Here is a 606-nt window from a genome sequence, read left to right as displayed (position 1 = left end):
AGGTTACGATCTATGGGCGCTTGTTCAAAATGGCCCTGCTGAAGATCTAAACCAAACTTTCCGTACTCAGCCTGCATTGCTTGCATCTTCTGTCGCTATTTGGCGCGTATGGCAAGAGCTTGGTCTAGAACAACCAGCAAACCTAGCGGGTCACAGTCTCGGTGAATACTCAGCGCTTGTGTGCGCTGGCGTGATTGACTTTAAAGAAGCAATCAAATTGGTTGAACTACGTGGCAAGCTAATGCAAGAAGCGGTTCCTGCGGGTACTGGCGCAATGTATGCAATCATCGGTCTAGATGATGATGCGATTGCAAAGGCGTGTGAAGAAGCAGCGCAAGGCGATGTCGTTTCTCCAGTAAACTTCAATTCTCCTGGTCAAGTTGTTATCGCAGGTAGTAAAGATGCAGTAGAGCGCGCTGGTGCACTGTGTAAAGAAGCTGGCGCGAAACGTGCTCTTCCTCTTCCTGTGTCAGTGCCTTCACACTGCGCGTTAATGAAACCAGCAGCAGATAAACTAGCAGTAGCGCTAGAGTCTATCGAATTCAACACACCACAACTTCCAGTTATCAATAACGTTGATGTGGCAGCTGAAACTGACCCTGCAAA

The 606-nt window shown here is 48.3% G+C and carries 1 protein-coding gene; it reads left to right on the top strand.

From position 1 onward, the window contains the following. Positions 1 to 606, top strand: a 606-nt coding sequence (fabD, locus tag R7P74_RS27715; protein ID WP_318123882.1) for an ACP S-malonyltransferase, incomplete at both ends; no start/stop codon positions are given.

This window comes from Vibrio sp. 2033 (assembly GCF_033339735.1).
Note: the sequence above shows the minus strand (reverse complement) of the source record. Positions and strands in the feature narration are given on the sequence as shown.